The following is a 17,759-nucleotide window of genomic DNA, read 5'->3' on the forward strand; positions in this document are numbered from 1 at the left end:
ACAGAATAAAGAATAGAACAACAATTTTTGAAAGAGAAAGTGTTCAAAATTAATTAGCAAAAAGTGTTCAAAACTACTTGACGGTTACAACTATTAATGCCAACATCAAATACATTCAAATCCTGTGAGACACGTACAAACAAGCCGCCAACCAAAGTTAGGAGGATATGGTTATAGCGAAGTTTCAGATTGAGTAAGAATTCATCTAGTTTTTCTAAGTATTCGCTCCAAGCATTAAGAACTTGAGAGTAGGAATGTACGATAGCGTTATTATCATTTGTAATGGCTTTGGCAAGTGCTCCTCCTGCAATAGAACCAAGAGGTCCAAGAAGAAGGCTTCCAACTACCTTAGTTCCTATTCGGAACGCTATTTTCGCCCCAGCTGAATCTTTAATCCCTTTCATCACCTTTATATGCTCTGCATAAACCGAGGCATAGTTTTCTAAACTTTTTTGGATTAAATGAACATCAGCTAGAATCCCTCCTTGCATTGATTTTAACGCTTTGGAATCAAATTTATATCGAAGAAATACTTTCCCATAATCGGTTTTAGAAAAGAATTCATATATTTGTTTATACTCTCTTTCAATTTCACTGAAGAAAAGGGTTCGTTTGAGCTCATCTGACAGATAAGCAGGATTTGTAATATTCAAAAACTGCTGCATCCGCTCTAGATACTGCTGTTTACTATTAGTTTCTGTTGTATAGATTTCGTTGATACGATCTACCCGTTTAACTAGAATGTTAAAAATTTGTTGATATTTTTGCTCTGTTTTTATTTCAGCGTATGCAAGGATTTCTTCAGCAGCATCTTTGTTTAATTCTTTATTGATCCTCTCTTCCATAGTCATGATTTGTTGAGCAGGATTTTGAAAAATAGTAGTCATTAGAATAGGTCCAGTAAATCTAATAAAGTATCCGAATTATCAAGAAAATCTGACAAGTCGGCAAGGTCTGAAAAGTCTTGTGCTGAAGAGAAGGTATCAAATGCTTCTATTGTATTCATAAAATCTAGATCAAAAGAAGAAGGAACTGTTATGGTTGTCTGTCCTAGTGCGTCCATGCCACTCTGTCCAATTAACTGATGTGTATCAGCATCAAAAAAGTTCTCCTGACCAAATAAGCCTGATTGAGAGTATGCCTCGGCATGATCAAATTCATAGAATGTTTCTCCTTCACCTGAACGATCCATGGCTGTTAATACTCCACCATCTGTTTCTATTTGGTAGTTTCCTACTACAATGTTATGTATCTCAACATGCTGACCATTCAAATCAACATTTAATTCTCCCAAAACTCCTTGTATGTTAGATTTAACAGTTTCGTTTGCTATGTCCTCAATAATATTTGGAGCATTTATAGTACGGATTGTCCTTAGAGAGGGGATTTGCCTAAACAAAAATTCAAATAAGTCGTTCATTTTTTTGTCTTAACTCCTTTACAATAGAATAAAAATTGATGCTTAAAAAGAGCACTATAACATCTCAACTAATGAAAGCTGGTTGGCTTATCCTTTAGAGGTGAAGTCCTTTTAGCTTTGCATCCCATTCTTCAAGTATTTTACTTAATGAATAGTTAATTAGTTATAAGTCTATTATACTATAATGTGCTAATTTTAAAATGAAAGATAGATAAATTTGGAAAAACACAGTAGAGCTGAGGATAAGGGAATTCATCTAGCAGTATATATGCGGCGTTTATATTGTTGTAAACTATAGATCAGAAATTAATTTATTTTTATATAGAAGAGAATAAAATTTAGATTTAATGTCAAGTAACAAAAAAAGGAAAAGAATCAATCATTTTTCCTATTTTTTGTCTATTTTCGACAAATTTTTTATCGATGTTGTGTCAATATAAGTAAAAAGATTTACTTTGGAAGTATTGAATATATTTTTGGGGATTTTTTTAAGTACATGACATGTCCATTTGAATATGTATAATGAACGTATAAAATTGTTCTTTGATAACTGAATAGAGGTGAGAGCGTAGCGGGGGACAGGCACCGTTTTCTCAAACAATTATAAATTCATCCGATAATGAAATAGTTTATAGGTCACAAGATTTGAAAAAATAATATTACATATATCCTACTTTGTTTTATTATAAATTAGTACTATAGTAGATTTACAGAATATGTGAATTGTTATAAATGGCTAGGAGGAAGTAGATGCTAGGTCTGAACAAGAGAAGATTACTCCTAAAAGAGAAGTTAGCAAAGTTAAAGGAAGCATCGATTGGAGACGTTTTTTTAGAACAAGAATGCGAGTTTATTGAAGCGAAAATGAATAGTGAAATTTATAATATCGTTGTGGTAGGTCATTTTAGTACGGGGAAGTCGACCTTTATTAATGCGTTAATGGGCGGCAATTTATTACCAACGAGTGTTAAAGAAACAACGGCAGTGACAACGAAGATTTTTTCAGTCAAAAAAGAGGATTCACGCGTCAACAAGGCGGCTGTTAAGTTTAAAAAAGGTAAGGTCGAGTGGGTGGATTTGAACGGAAATCAAGAGACCTTAAAAAAGTATGCCACCCTTTTACAAACACAGATGGATGTGGCTGCAAATATAGAAGTCGTAGAGGTGTATCGGACGATTCCGTTATTAGGAGAGCATATTTGTCTAGTCGATACTCCAGGTGATAATGGGATTACTGAGAGAATCTTTGAATACACAAAAAACGAAATTGAAAAAGCGGCAGCGATCATATATCTGATGCCAAGCAGAGGGGTGTCTAGCTCAGATGCTAGGCTCTTAAATTATATAAACCAATATCAAGAGCGGGTATTCTTTGTCGTCAATCAGTTGGATGTTGTTCCTAAGGAAGAACATGTAACCCACCTTCAATCAATTGCTTTGGAGATTGAAAAAATTAGCATCATGAAATCCACTCCTGTTGTATACGGACTATCCTCAAAAAATGCACTCAAGGGGAGAATGGAGCACTATCAACCATTAGTCATGAACAGTGGCATTCTTGCATTGGAAGAGAAGCTGTTTCAATACATAGAAAAACAAGAATATCAACAGGATTTCTTAACATCGATTGAGAAAGATTTTTTGCGACTTGAACAAGATATAGATGAAGCCACCCAAGCTAAGCAGTTACAGGAATCGAAAGTGCAAGAACAACGCCAGCAAATCCAAACGAGAATTGAAAACATCGTAAGGCGAATGCGTCTTGAGTATGATGAATTAGAGCAGGGGCTGCTTCTCTATATGAGAAATGAAACCGAGCAAATCGTGAAGGAAATGAGTGACAAAAAAGAGGGGTGGGTGGAGCAAATATCGCCATCTTTCCAGTCTGAAGCAACGGTAATCTCAACGAAATTAAAGAACAACTTAATGGCTTTGTTAAAAAAAGACTGGAAGGATATGGACCTATTTGTAAAAAACATCAAAATTCAAATAATTGGTCTAAACAAAGAAATTAACGAACTGGCCAATAAAAAATATAATGAATTCATTCAAATTGTCCATCGTGATACCGTGCTGTTAGAAGAATATGTGCCGAAACGCAATCGGGTCGTGATTGAACTTATCATGCAAGCGAATCAGAAAAAAAAGAAAGCGGAAACGCGATTTAGCAGATTGGTCAATGAATTAACGAACCGCCAGTTTCAGTTTAAAGTAAACCAAGATAATCAAGTGGATAAAAGATTTCAGCCGATTTTTAAGCTTGAAGAAGAAAAAACTAGCCGAATGAAGGAATCAAAGTTAGCTGAACAAAAGCTTGAGCAATTATCGGAGAAAATCGCAGAGAAATCCTATGAACAGACGACTACTCAAAAGGATTTTGAGCGCGAAACAAGGCGTTTAGGTGCGATGCCGAAGGTTGAAACCTATACCTATTATGAGGAGGTTTCAAGAAAAGGTCTTGGTAAAATCCTAGATTTATTTTCGACGAAAACAGTGAAAAGAACTGGGAGAGATGATTCAAGGCAACAAAAGTGGATTAAGGACAAAGAATCACTTGAACGGACGTATGAACGAAAGCTTGAGCAGCTAAGTAGTTCTGTCAGAAGCCTGCAGTCAAAGCTCCAAGTGGAAGAGCGTTTAAAGCGAATGCATGACCGAGAAGTACGGAAGTTAGAGGAACAAAGTGAAGATCAGATGATTGACCTCATGGAGGATCTGCACACATCATACCGAGAATATGCAAAGAAATGCATTGAGGAATTTCACCTTGTTCTTAATCAACAGGCAACCGGCGTGTATAAGGAATGCACCAAGGATTTAAGTAATGATCGCAAAGAGGTTAATGAAACAATCAAGAAGCATGTTCGTGAACGAGTGACAGTAGAGGAAAAGGAAATAAGAGGACAGCACGCTTATTTACTTGAGGGGGTATTTTAAGATGGAGCAAACGACACGCCTGCAATTTCGTAATCAAATTGAAAAGGTAACAAATTTAGTTAAAGAGAATTATTTGTTTGCACAAGAAATCGATCAGCAGCTAGGAGAGTTGATTGACGTAAAAGCGAGTATTAATGACTTTCAAGTTTTAAAGGAAAACCTTACAAATAACCGGTTTGAACTGGTTGTAATTGGTGAATTTAGTACAGGAAAATCAACTTTTATTAATGCGATTGTTGGGAAAAAAGTGCTACCAAGTAAAGCGCAGCCAACCACCGCTACCGTGAATTATATTGTTCATGCCTCACAGCATCCTGAGCAAAAAGAAGAGGCAGTCATCTTTTTTGAAAATGGTAGTCAAAGATCGGTGCCATTCGCTGAGTTAGAGGACTATGTTTCAGAGATGAGCAAAAAAATTAAAGTTGTCGAGGAAATCAAATATGTCAATATTTACATTGATTCTCTTTATCTAGAAGATGGTGTTGTCATTGTTGATACACCAGGAATGGAATCACTTCATATCAAGCATGATGAAATCACGAAAAAGCAAATCAGACGATCGAATGCGAGTATTTTTCTGTTTGATATTAATCGTGCAGGTAGTCGCACAGAGTTTGAGTTTATCAGTGATGTCTATGAATCTATTGATCGTATTTTCTTTGTGGCAAATCGTTCTGATGAAGTGAATTTAGAAGAGCAAACCATTGCTGAAGTAGTTGAATCCATTGAGGAAAAATTGCAGGATAATCCTTATCATAATGTGTCAAAGGACCATGCAAAAGTATACCCAGTAAGTGCGTTAAAGGCGCTCAACTCAAGGATTGCTGAGAATACTCAGGATGACAGGAAGAAGGCTGAATGGCTAGCAGCTTCTGAAATTGTCTCTTTTGAGAATCGCTTATGGGATTATTTGACGAAGGGTGAGAAAGTGAATGAATTACTTTCACAGCCATTGAATCGAATTGAGAGGTTCTATGAAGATGTGGTTCAACAGCTGACAAATAAGCTAGCAGTTGTAAAGGGTGAAGTTGATCTTTTAGCAGTAGAAAAAGAAATTGGACGTTTAACCGAATCAATTGATTCTCGTAAACTAGCATTAAGTGATGAAAAAGCAACAATCATGCGGAGTATAAGAGATTTGATCGATAGCTCTGAAGAAAAATTTGAAAAGAAGATGGATCTTCTATCATCACAGCTTCAATCACAATTAACGAATTATGAGGACCTTGAAACGTTCAAAAATGATTTTGACCGCTTAAATGAACGAATTAAGTCTCGTTATTTATCAGAAGCGGAAAGTTTCATAAAACTCATAAAGCGAAATGTCTTACGATCAGTCGTCGAGCACATTCGCATAAATGAAGAACAGCTTGCGAGTGAACTAAATACAGGTGATTTAGATTTAACTGTAAACGTCGGCTTAAGAATGGTTCAAAAAAGTGACCATACGGAGCTATCCTATTTGAAGGAATCGTTGCAAAAGATTGAGGAAGACACCCAAGCGGTTCGCGATAAAATGGATGCCATTGATGAAAAAATCGGACAGGTTCAGCATAATGAAATGGTTGAGGAAGAATTGGATCAATTTTATGAACGCTATGAGACTCGAAGAGCAGAAATTAATACAAGACTTCAAGGTGAGACGTATTATTTGAATGAAGAGGTGGAACGTGAGCGAAAAGGAGCAGGTAAGCTGTTAACCTGGCTAGGTGTTCCTGAGAAAATGAAGAAAATCACGGTGAAAAACCCTCGAGTGGAAAAATGGGAAAGTGATTTAGCACGTCTGGAAAAAGATTACGAAACGAAACTATCACAAATTGAAGGTCGAAAATCAGAAGCAAAAGGGTCTAGTCAATTGATGAAGCAGCAGCTTGATAAGCTTGAAGGAAAAGAGGACAAGCTCCGAAGCGATTTCCAAAGCATTCGAAATCAAATCATGAAAAAGATCCTAGATAACCAAAAAGAAGAAGTTCAACGAATGAATAAGGAAATCATTCGTGCGATTGTAGAAGTGACCATTGGCGTAAAGCAGCAATACCATGAGCTCATTGACACATTGAATGTGGAGGCGGTTGTTTCAAGAATCGTCGATCATTATTATGAAGAGCAAGATTCGATTATTAAAAATTTAACAGCCGAGCTTGGAAACCAAAAAGAACTGATGAACAAAAGTAAACAAGAGCAGCAGGAGATTGAGAATCAGTTAAAGTCAATTCAACAAAGGATGGAAGAGAAAAAGAACGATCTTCAGCAATTGAAAGAAGGGCGTAGCCTAGCAACGATTGGATAAGAGGGGGATGACAGAAATGATTGAAAAGGCGAAGCAAATATTAGAGACGCTAACACTCACGACTGACCAAAAAGAGGAACTCGTATCGATAAATAAGCATTTGGAGCGCAATGAATTGTATATTGCATTTCTTGGGAAATTTAGTGCAGGAAAATCGTATTTAATCAATGAGTTAATCGAAAGGCCTGGACTTTTACCAACAAAGGTGACGGAAACGACTGCAATTGTAACAGAAGTAAGAAAATCGGCTGAAGAGTTGGCAGTGGCAGAAAAGGTAAGTGGGACTCAAGAGACACTTGACCTTGCTGAGATCAAAAAATATATCCAAGGTAACAACGGAATTGAATCAATTGAAAAGTTTAAAGTCTCCGTTTCGACGGGAAGCTTACCAGAAGACATTGTGTTGGTGGATACTCCAGGAAGAAATACGATTCATGAGAGCCATATAAGAATGTCAGAAAACGCCATTTTAGATGCAGAAGCAGCCGTTTATGTACTATCAACGGCAGGTGTTTCCAAAGAGGATTTATTATATCTAAAACATATTAGTCAACTTCAGCCAAACCTTTATTTTGTCTTAAATAAAATTGATCGTCTTCTACAACAAGACGAAGGCGAAGATTTATCAGATGTAATTTTAAGACTTGAGGACGAATTGGCTACAGCTTTATCCATCCCTGTTACAGTCTATTCAGTCTCTGCAAAAGAAGGCTATGGAATGGAAGAACTACGAAATGTGATTTTCCAATCGATTGCGCAAAATGCTCAAAGCTTAAAACAAACAGCAGCAGAGCAACGGATGAGAGGACTGATCGAAAAGGTCAAGGACCATCTTGTGACAGAGCTTCATTTTATCAATACCAGTATCAATAAGGGAGAAGTGGGCTTAGAAGAAGAGCGAGCAAAAATCCTTGCTGATCAGGAGAAAATTGAGCGTTTAATCGAAAATGATCGATTAAAAACGATGGAGAAATGGCACGACATTCGCAGTAATAAACGCAGTCAATTAGAGTCTCAAAAAATTCAGCTAAAGCAGTTGATGTTAAAAGAACTGGTAAATATTAATTCAAAGGGAGCAGCTGAACAATTAGCGCTTTTGATCCAAGATGAGATTCTTTCAAATCGAAAGGAATTTATTGATCAAACCTTAGCTGAAATGAAGGAACAAAGTAAGCATGACCTTCAACTTCAAATCGCAGAAATTGAAAAGGTAACAACCGATATCCACATTCCGAAGCCAAACTTAGAGGAGTTAGAGCAATATCAACAAGAGCAATTTTTAAAGCTAGCAGGAGAGGTCGAGAGCTTGCAACAAAAATATCAGCAGTTAGTAGAAATACCTGCTGTTGATGTGGATTCAGCGCTTCATGAGCATCAGCTTCAAGAACTACAAGATGAGCTCCAGACGTTAAAGGGCAAGCTTGATGTTCCATATGTGGCACAATTCGTGGAACGAGAGCGCTCTGATGCTAACTATTATCAAGAGATGTTAACAAACATAGGGAAACTTGCGGATGTAGCAGTGATGTTTGTTCCAGTGGCAGGTCAAGCGAAGGCTGGGACGAAAGCGGCGATAGAAGCAGGCAAACTAGCGGCAAAAGAAGGTTCAAAGCAAGTGATTAAGGAAAGTGCGAAAGCTGCCTCCATAGAAGTGGCAAAGGTTATGGCGAAAGAAGCAGGCAAAGAGATTGCTCAGAAAACAGGCGAGCAATTGATGAAGGAAAAGGCTGTTAAGGCACTGAAGCTACTGTCCTTTGAAGGAATTGGTGAAAAAATTGGTGCGGCGATCGACCATAATGAAGGAAAAACAATCCTTGTTGAGGATGGGGCAAATCGAAGTCAATTTTATAAGCAAAAATATGAAATTGAACAAACGTTTATGCAAAAAAAGAGAGAGTTAAATCAAAAAATTGCACAGCAAGCAAAGAGTGTTCAAGAGGCGAAGCTTCAAGAGCAGCAAAAGCAACAGCTGGAAGCATTGAAAGCCGAAAAAGAACGAAAACTTGTTGAGCTTCAGTCAAATCAGGAGAAAGCAATTCAACAAGCAATCGCAGATTCGTACAAAGCGATTGCTGAAGAGAAGATTTCTGTATTTATCAATGAGCAAATGGCCTTATTGGACAACTGGCTAACAGCGGAAAGCCTTCAAATCGAGCATGCGGTGAGCGCAGGGCTGCAGTCCTACTATAAAGGACAGTTTGAGGAGTTAGAACAACAGCTAACTCAGGTGGAATCGACTTATAAGGAAAATATAGAGGTACTTTTAGAACAAAAAGCACAACTAACAAAACAAGTGGATGTGTGCGAGGAATATCTTGGAGTCGTCGTTTCATGAAGAACATCTATTCATGGATAGATGCTCAAATGAAGCAAGCTGCTCTTTTGTCAAAAGAAGAGCAGGATCTATCTGTTTGGCACTATCTGTCACAGCTGGAACCACTTCCGGCTGTGGAAAAAGAGGAATCGGCTCAGCGAGGATTAACTTCTTTAGTAGAGCAAGATGAAAGAACTGTTTTGTTAGATCTAGACGAGGGGGATTTTGGGTTAGATCTAGCTAGTTACCTAGATGATGACGATTTTGGGTTAGATCAGGCTAGCTATTTAGATGACGAGGGAATTGGGTTAGATCATAGGGATTATTTGGATGAGGAGGACTTTGGACTTGATCAAGGGGAATATCTTGAGGATGAAGACCTTGAGGAAGATTCTCCATCCAAGCATGAAGAGCAGTCTAGTAATCTAGTAGATGCTGAGAATGAGAGCGGAGGGAAACCTCAGATTTTCATTCGAAAATATATTGCTGCATCGGCCGAACCATCTACGGTAGAGGAAGAGGTGCTGGCTGACTTGACTGGTGAATTAAAAATGAGAGCACTCGTTCATGTCATTGGTAAAAAGCAACTTCAAATTCAATTTCTATCAAGCTATATAAATCCCCATTGGGAAAATACATTTCCTGCTCCTTTCTCATTAATGGATTGGTTAAATGAATTTACGGGGGACATTGATGTAAACTACCATCACACCTTTACGATTCACCTTGATTCAGGGCCGGTGACGGAAGAAAGCTTTTTAGCGTTTATGAAGCTTAGAAGTGGCAGGGTAAAAATAGGCGTTCCACTTAAAGCACTCTTTTATTATACTTGGAGATTTAACTTTGACGAAAAAGCACAAACACCAGGAAATGAGAAGCGAGTGATTTACTTAATCGGTGAGAGGTTGGAGCGACAAGAGTTTAATCAGCTCATGGAGCCTGAAAGAAAGCAAGTCATCCTCATTGGAACCGATCAAGAGACACTAGTGAGGCAGAAAGAAAGACTTTCAACTCTTCCATCCGAAAGTCATGTGCATTTTTTCTCTTCTCTATCATTCTATGACCTCTATTTGTATATGAACGTTAATGAAGGAGCAGAGAAGGAGAATGTTGATGGTGCTGATAAAAGAAAAATCGATTTTCCAGTGTTTCTTCGTATGCAGCTAAATAACTGGGCAGAGCAAGGCCAAAACGAGGAAAAACTTAACCATTTAATTAGTGAAGTAATTCATGAGATGTGTAATGAATGGTGGTTAGAGCACTCTCCAGAGGATATTCTTTTAATGAAAAAAATCATAAAGGTGAGTGCTTGTTTTCAGACAAATGTGATACCAACAGTAAAAAGGATATATAAGTTGAATAAGCGAATGTTGGCTTATTTTAAGAATCAAGATTATGACACAAAACAAGCATTTTTTCTACAAATAGAGAAAGCATTAACGCCGATTTGCCAGTTGTTAAATGAAGGAGTCGGGGTGTCGAAATGAACAGACAGGATAAAATCGATTCGCTGTTTTACCCCTTGATTGAGATGGAAAGTTTTAATGAACAGCTCATTGAAAAATTATCTGTGAAATTCGGGCAATTAGAAAAGACCATTCCTGGCACGAAGCAAGGGTTTGGTGTGCTCATTCAGGCAATGGAACAGCTTGGGGTGGAAGAGCGTGCCATGGTCCTTATGCAGCTCTCAGAGTTTTATCTTTATTTTATCTCAAGTAAAAAAGTCAATGTAGATTCATTTAAAAAGAGCATTGATCAGAAGTCTAGGTTCGGTCGTTTATTATTCTCCTATGTGGACCAGTACCCAGAAGAGTTTATTGACGTGAACACTAAAGGAGAAAGTACAAAATGAATAAATCAAAATCAGCGATATTGATTCCTTTATCGGTTTTGATCATCTTTATGATGTATTCATGGAAGGATGGGGAACTACATGTACTCACCGTTGCTGGTGGACTAGTTGTTTCCATCCTTCTTTATGTAGTCATCGTAGAACTGATCAAGGGAATTCATTCATTTCAGCAAAATCAAAACAAGAACACCGAGGATGTTATCAGTCAAATGAGTCAGGATGCGACGACAATGGCTGAGCAAATGAAAGAGCTGCGAGAAGCAGTGGTGAGCAGTTCTACACTTCAGACTGAATTGTTAGAGAAAAATCGTCAAACATTAGCTAGTTCCCTGGTAATTGTCCAACAGAAGCTTGAAATTCTTTTAGAAGCGGAAAAGGAAGTAAAGAGCTCATTAAATGATGGGGTGGAAAAACTGTATAGATCCATCATTGAACAGGGAGAAGGACTTCAGGGAGTTTCTAAAAATATCCTTGATCAAATGAATCAAAACGCTAAGGATGCTAAAGCATACCAAGAGTCCGTCACAGAGAAAATCAATACGATTGGTGGAACAGTGGATCAACAAACTGAAATCTATCAATCTATCAATTCAAGCTTGGAAAGCATGAGCCAGGGTGTTGTTGAAGAATTGAAAGCGTTGGAGCAGCAGTCAGAAAGAGCGACCGAAGTTTTTGTGAAAACCATTCAAGAAAATGCGAATTCGCAGCAAGATGCTTTTACAAAGCAAATCACATTAGTTCTAGAAGAAATGAAAAACTTGGAAGAGTCCTCTCAATCGCTATTGAAGGAACAGCTTGATAGACAGTTAGAGAAATCTGATGCATTATTAGTGAACTTTAAGGATTCAGCTAACGAGCAACAGGAGAAAATCAGTGAACATATGTCTACTATTTTAGAAGAAATTAAAGGGAGTTCAACTGAACAGCTGCAATCACTTCAGCAATTGGCCCAAACGATAAAGGATGATGGACAAGAGTTGCAAGGATCATTCTTCGAAAACCTTTCTTCATATAAGGAAGGATTGCAGGATGTGATCACGATGATGAAGGAATCGGCTGTTACAGTCCAAGAAGAAATCATGAACCAGTCGGGTGAGCAGGTGAAAAAGATTGAAGAAGTGATTGAAGTGCTTAAGAACAATACATCTTCTTTCCATGAAAAAATGGACAACTATATGACAAGCGCACATGATTCAACGATTCATGCACAACAGCAGATGACAAACAGCACCATTGAACAAAGCCAAAAACTTGAGGATCTTTCGTCAGCGTTAAAAGACCGCTTTGAAGAAATGCAAGCGGGTGTCGCTAAGAGAATGGAAAACCAATACACAGCGGTTACAACGATTGTTGAAAAACTGAATGAAACGGTAGAAGGCTCACAAGCGAAGCTAGATGACTATACAAAACAACAGGTTGTAAAACTGAATGAAGTTGTAGAATTGACGAAAACTGAAACAGCAAAATCATTACAGGAATTGAAGACCCAAGGAAAAAATCAGCATGACCATATGCAACGCTTCTTAAAGGAATCAAAAGAGGAAGCTGTCAAAACTCGAGGCTCAATGGATCAGCATCATCGGAATGTATTGCGCGAGCTTGAAGGCTCATTAGCAAAAGTTGTGAAACATCAAATCGAAGAAAATAAAGTTATTGTTCAAAGAACTTCTGATGTGATCAACCAGTTTTCAAGTTTCCATAAAGAATTGATCTCAGAGCATCAAAAGCAACTACAGCTAGCGAGTGGTCAACAAGAAAAGCTTAAAGCTCAGGTGGATGATTTTAGAGACTTGTTGATTCCACTAACAGATCTTCACCATAATCTTCAGGCAATGTCGAAGGAAGAGTACAAAAAGCTATATGAAACGATGGAAATACTTTCATCCACGCTCGTTGACACGATTGAATCAAAAAACAGCTTGCGAACACATATAGTAAGGATGCAGGATGAGATGCTGCAGAAGTTAAGGTAAAAGAAGCACGAAGGTTCTCACACTTTCTTGGAGGCGCGAGAACCGTCCCTATCGTTCTATCAACCAATGCATTATACTCTACCCAAAACAAGAAGTTGAACAAGAACTTCCAATCTGGGAAGTTTTCGACACAAATAAAATAATAGAAATGCGGGCGGTTGATTGACAGTTGTGAACGGACTGCTGAGGACTTAAGGGAGATATTATAGGTCCAAAAAGTTAATAAGATAGGATGTTATTTTTCGAAAATGTTTTACATTAATCGAATTTTTATGTAATTTCTATCCCAACACCGATATTCTTGGTGAAAACAAGTTAATTTAAAAAACAGTAAAACATCAACAAACGTTGATATACAATGTTTGTTGGTGTTTTTGTATCTTGGAAAGATGGTTGAAAAGCTTCTATATAGTAATATATAGAACATTTTGTTAATATTATTGTCTTTTCTATCCGACTTTCATCAATAAATTCATTTATTAAACCATTAGAACAACTATGGATACTACTAATGTAATTTCTTATAATATCCAAAATATGCTAATATATTGACATAGGACCTATTGCTTATGAGGAGGGAAATTATGTCAACGAAGGCTGAAGGCTTAATAAATTGGCTTATAAAATATAAAATACCTTTTCAGCTATCCAAACATTTATGAGCTACGTAGAGAAAGACATAAAAGCAATTACAGCTGCATGTTCCCTCTCGTTTAGTAATGGAATAACGGAAGGGCATGTTAAACGACTCAAAACCATTAAAAGAATGATGTATGGACGTACGAGCAGCAAGCTATTAACACAAAGAGTATTATTAACTTTATAGGGAAAATGTTTTTCTGAAAAAACATTAAAATTCCTTCCTATCCAGACATATACGTTTTCACCAAAAGTGCGTAAGAACCAGAAAATGACACAGTTTCTGCTCATTTAAGTGACACACCTTACTGGAAGTTAGATTAAAACCAATATCATTTGACATGGGGCCTCTACGAACATGATTCTCTTATAAAACGAAGCCACACAAGGATTTTTCCTAATTGACTAAGGCTATCCTGTACGCTCCTTCATGTAAAATCCACGTATCTAACTGGAAAAGAGTGTCCCAATTTATCAAGCGAAAAGTGTTTCATCCCTTTCAAGCGGCCACAGCGCTAAGGAATCCTTTTCTATATATTGAGAATATGAGGTCGGATTTCCATATTTTTAATTCCTGCTTTTATAGAATAGGGATATAGTAGGTAGACTAACGCGTCACGATTTTTTTGTCAGACCGATCATTTAATAAAAATTGATTTTATTTACTTGGTGTATGTTTTAGGTATAAAGTAGTATGTTCTTTCATTTTCCATTATAATGGAGTATATGGATGGAAAATTATAGAATAGTAGACTGGGGTGTTTAAAGTGGGTTTTTTAAGAGAGTTAGGGAAATTTACAGGAAAAGCTACTGGATTTGTAGTAGGGGGAGCTGTAAATGTGGTAGGTGAAGTAACGGGAAGCAAATTCATTAAAGAAGTAGGTGAGGGAGTTAAGCAGGCTTCTGAATTTGCTGGTGATACATTAGGACAAGTTGCTGATGGAGCATGGAATACAGCTGCTGGTATTATTCAGAAGGACGATGATAAAATTGAAAATGGATTAGGAGATATAGGAAATTCTGTTTCACGTACTGCTAAAGGTGTTTATTGCACTGCCAAGAATACATACAAAAATGGAAAAGACATCTATGATGGATTTAAATATAATGATGATGAAAAAATTAAAAATGGTACAGTAAATATTGCAAAGACTGTAGCTGTTGGTGCATTAGCAGTTGGAGTGGTTGATATAGTTGATGGAGTAGATATTGGTGATCCTACAGGAGATAATCATAGTTTAGCAGATGCAGGAAGTCCAGAAATAGATTCTAATGGATCAGATTCCAATTTGGAGGCACAAGCTGATATAAATCAATCAAATGAAAATCCTGGAATAAATCATGTGGAACCACATTGGAGAACTCTCTCTGACGGAAGAGAGATATATGTTGATGGAGATGGTAACCCTAACACTCAATTAACTACAGAAGAGGGTGGAGGTTGGATTAGAACTAATCCAGATGGAGATCCAAATAATAATTTGAATTCGTAAACAATTATAACTCTTTTTATGAGGGATACATAAAAAGGACTCCTAATCTATTTTACCTATGTCTGTGTTAATTTCAAAGATACATAAATTTATAAATTCCTGCAGATTATGTTTTAATGGAGCTAATTATGGACGGACAATTATTAAGGCAAGCTCTAGTTAGATGGATAGTCTACACTTAGCTGGACAGATATTTTAAGGTCAAGGAGAATGAACAGATTAAGCTGCAGTACATGTTAAATCTTGTGGAAAAATTGAAAGAAGAGATATGGTAATTAGAGTTGATGATTTTATAAAGATTACAATAGATTTTATGACATTTTTATAGATGGATTTTTTAGTATCTTATCTTTGAAATCTAACTGGGAAATAGTGAATTTATGTTTAAAATAAAGATGATTTATGAAGTTTCTTAATAAAAATTATGGCCTCCACCGTGGCATCCATATGGCAACAAACTTAAAATAAGAAGAAATAATTTATAATTACTAAAAGCTATGAAATCAGACCCTCCGTATGGACAAATGTCCATGGGAAGGGTCTGATCCCATATTCAAGATATGTTTAGAAAAAGGGGCCGAACCATACGGTGTGTTAGTCACCAAAGTGGCGCACCCAATGTGGTGAATCCTTGATTATAAACTAAGTTCTAGAGTGTTAAGTGTAAAACAATCAACCCTGTAAATTACTGGTTAATCCGAAGAAATCTTTATAGAACGCGTCAGAAAACGACTGCTTGAATTTAATCAATGGGAGGAATTTGTTTGAAACAGGATTTTTTAAAGTTAATTTCTATTTTAATTGGGCAGGAACCTGGACATTTAGTGTCAGATAATCAGGAGAAACTTCACAACTTAAGTAAGCGATTTAATGAGACGTTACAAATTACTAGAGTGGAAGAGAGATTTCATACAGAAATGATGTATGAAGGCAAAAATTGCTTAATTCCACCGGTTCCGTTTGCTAGTACAAACAAGCAAGACGAACCGTTAGCTTTTGCTTTTTTGGGCTTAAACCCTAAATTGTTTTTACATAACGAAACAACCATTAATGAAAAGCGTAATGCCGGCAATACTTGGGAGCAATATGCTACTTCCTATACCACCAATCAACGGAATGAACCGAATATCGGCAATTTTTATCGGAAACTAACAATTTTAATGGAATCTTTAAAGAATAAGAGATTGGTAACTTGGTCCGAATTTAATCAAGGTTGTAAAAATGCTGAGGAGAAACTAGTAAGATATTTAACAGCTGTTGAGAGGGATCCTATTTTTGTAGGAGAATTTATTCCGCTTCATTCTTCCAAGATTAAAGCATATGATAAAAGAACAGTTCAAATGCTGAGTCAAAAAGTGAAGGAATATGAGCCTTATTTAACAGAGCTTTTTACTATTATTTCTAACAAACTATGTCCAAATGGATGGCTCATCACAAATGGAAAAGCTTCTAGTGCTGCATTAGAAATATTCATTGAAAATCATTTCCTTAATGGCCACTTTTCTAAGATTCTCGATAAAAGGGATGAGGGTTATACTTGCTATGAATGGGAGCATAATGGTGTTTATCGAAAAGTTCTTCTTTTGCACCAATTTTTGGGGATAAGAGGAGGGAAGTTGAACAGTTATTATGATATTGAAATCATGCTACATAATGTTCTAAAAGCATTTGATCTATCCCATACTAGTCAGGTTAGGGATATGTGGGAAACGGATGGAATTTGGAATGAGGAATTGGAAATAGAGATAGAGGAAGAGGAAGCTTCTATAGAGATTGAAGAAGAGGGTTTCATGCAAGCTATAGAAAATGGATATGAAAGTTTTGGTCAATATGCAGAATTAGCCGGGAAAATTGATCAATTTATTGTAAACGAAATGACTCATTCTGCTTATCGAATGAAAAATATTACGGGTGGTGTGGGATACCACGAGAGCCCTGATGGTAAAATGAACAGCTTTGCCAAATTATTTAATCACAAACACCCTTTTCTTCTCCTGCGTTTTGGGAAAAAATCAGAGGGGGATCATAAAGGCATCGTAAAGCAAATAGAATTTGATCGAAAACTTGGACTTCAACCAAGAAGAAATCTAGCAAACCTTTATAATTATCCTAATGAAGCCTTTGTTTATTTGGAGAACCTTGCAAAGCATAACAATGAAATAACATGGAAATTTGTTAAGAAAAATATTAATGAGGCTTTTGGTGTTTATTATAAAAAAGAATAAAAATGGATCTTTATATTAATTGCTCAACTTTCGCAGAGTGATATCGGCAAATAAGCCTTGATATAATTAGGAAGGCCAGCGATCCACTGTTCAAGTTGACTTTGAATTATTTTTTTGATTTTCTTATTCGTTTGTTTAAGTGCATCTTGAAGAAGCTCGATCAATTGCTGTAATGCGACAGCCCAATCAAGTTCATTTACTTCATCGCATAATTCGTAAAACAGACCACCTATTGTGCGTTGATCGGTATTACAGCGATTCTGCCACGACAGAACGATAAAACGAGAAAACACAATCGTTGTATGGCAAATAAGCGCGTCATATGAACGGCTTTGGAATTCTTTTTCAAGTTTCAAAAGAGATTTGGCCGCCTTAAAGAATACCTCGATATCCCAGCGCATTCCATAGATTCGGACGATCTCCTGTTCTGAAAGAGTGCAGTCTGTGCTGAGGATGGCAAGCCAGTCGCTTTTCTTATTTCTGTTTTGAATGAATACCACTTTAATTGGTGTTCCATTAGCCATCATCGTATGGATGGAACGAAGAATTCCTTTCTTGGATTGAATGGGTCCAGCTAGGCGGTATAGTTGCTTTAAAGAAACCATCTCCCCGTTTA

At 36.9% G+C, this 17,759-nt stretch carries 11 protein-coding genes and 1 pseudogene; 9 read left to right on the top strand and 3 right to left on the bottom strand.

Annotated features, from left to right (window positions below):
• Window positions 1-53: 53 nt before the first annotated feature.
• Both ACTNDN_RS22985 and ACTNDN_RS22990 read right to left on the bottom strand, forming a co-directional pair.
• Window positions 54-887 (bottom strand): hypothetical protein, encoded by an 834-nt coding sequence (locus ACTNDN_RS22985; protein WP_441132374.1) that lies wholly within the window; start codon window positions 885-887, stop codon window positions 54-56.
• A complete protein-coding gene (locus ACTNDN_RS22990) occupies window positions 887-1,420 on the bottom strand; it encodes a hypothetical protein (protein ID WP_251630007.1) in 534 nt (177 codons plus the stop codon). Before ACTNDN_RS22990 ends, ACTNDN_RS22985 begins: the two co-directional genes overlap by 1 nt.
• A gap of 750 nt (window positions 1,421-2,170) precedes the next feature.
• Between ACTNDN_RS22990 and ACTNDN_RS22995 the strand changes: the two genes are divergently transcribed.
• The 9 genes and pseudogenes from ACTNDN_RS22995 to ACTNDN_RS23035 all read left to right on the top strand — a co-directional run bounded on the left by ACTNDN_RS22995 (window position 2,171) and on the right by ACTNDN_RS23035 (window position 17,143).
• Window positions 2,171-4,357 (top strand): dynamin family protein, encoded by a 2,187-nt coding sequence (locus ACTNDN_RS22995; RefSeq protein ID WP_441132376.1) that lies wholly within the window; start codon window positions 2,171-2,173, stop codon window positions 4,355-4,357.
• Window position 4,358: 1 nt separating this feature from the next.
• Window positions 4,359-6,647, top strand: coding sequence for a dynamin family protein (locus ACTNDN_RS23000; RefSeq protein WP_251630011.1), 2,289 nt, complete (start codon window positions 4,359-4,361; stop codon window positions 6,645-6,647).
• 16 nt (window positions 6,648-6,663) lie between these two features.
• A complete protein-coding gene (locus ACTNDN_RS23005) occupies window positions 6,664-8,982 on the top strand; it encodes a dynamin family protein (RefSeq protein ID WP_251630012.1) in 2,319 nt (772 codons plus the stop codon).
• Window positions 8,979-10,448 carry a hypothetical protein gene (locus ACTNDN_RS23010; RefSeq protein ID WP_251630014.1) on the top strand — a complete coding sequence of 490 codons (1,470 nt, stop codon included), beginning with the start codon at window positions 8,979-8,981 and terminating at the stop codon, window positions 10,446-10,448. Before ACTNDN_RS23005 ends, ACTNDN_RS23010 begins: the two co-directional genes overlap by 4 nt.
• A complete protein-coding gene (locus ACTNDN_RS23015; protein WP_251630017.1) occupies window positions 10,445-10,813 on the top strand; it encodes a hypothetical protein in 369 nt (122 codons plus the stop codon). Before ACTNDN_RS23010 ends, ACTNDN_RS23015 begins: the two co-directional genes overlap by 4 nt.
• Window positions 10,810-12,786, top strand: coding sequence for a hypothetical protein (locus ACTNDN_RS23020; RefSeq protein ID WP_251630019.1), 1,977 nt, complete (start codon window positions 10,810-10,812; stop codon window positions 12,784-12,786). The genes ACTNDN_RS23015 and ACTNDN_RS23020 overlap by 4 nt, the downstream gene beginning before the upstream one ends.
• Before the next feature lie 602 nt (window positions 12,787-13,388).
• Window positions 13,389-13,612: pseudogene (locus ACTNDN_RS23025) on the top strand (transposase); the annotation flags it as partial.
• A gap of 580 nt (window positions 13,613-14,192) precedes the next feature.
• A complete protein-coding gene (locus ACTNDN_RS23030) occupies window positions 14,193-14,918 on the top strand; it encodes a hypothetical protein (protein ID WP_251629366.1) in 726 nt (241 codons plus the stop codon).
• A 764-nt stretch (window positions 14,919-15,682) separates the two neighbouring features.
• Window positions 15,683-17,143, top strand: coding sequence for a hypothetical protein (locus ACTNDN_RS23035; protein WP_251629368.1), 1,461 nt, complete (start codon window positions 15,683-15,685; stop codon window positions 17,141-17,143).
• A gap of 23 nt (window positions 17,144-17,166) precedes the next feature.
• Here ACTNDN_RS23035 and ACTNDN_RS23040 read toward each other — a convergent pair.
• Window positions 17,167-17,759 (bottom strand): IS4 family transposase (locus ACTNDN_RS23040; protein ID WP_441132379.1); only part of this gene is annotated, 593 nt, incomplete at its 5' end.

The sequence above is a fragment of the Niallia sp. HCP3S3_B10 genome (genome assembly GCF_052064465.1).
GTDB classification, from domain to species: domain Bacteria; phylum Bacillota; class Bacilli; order Bacillales; family Cytobacillaceae; genus Niallia; species Niallia hominis.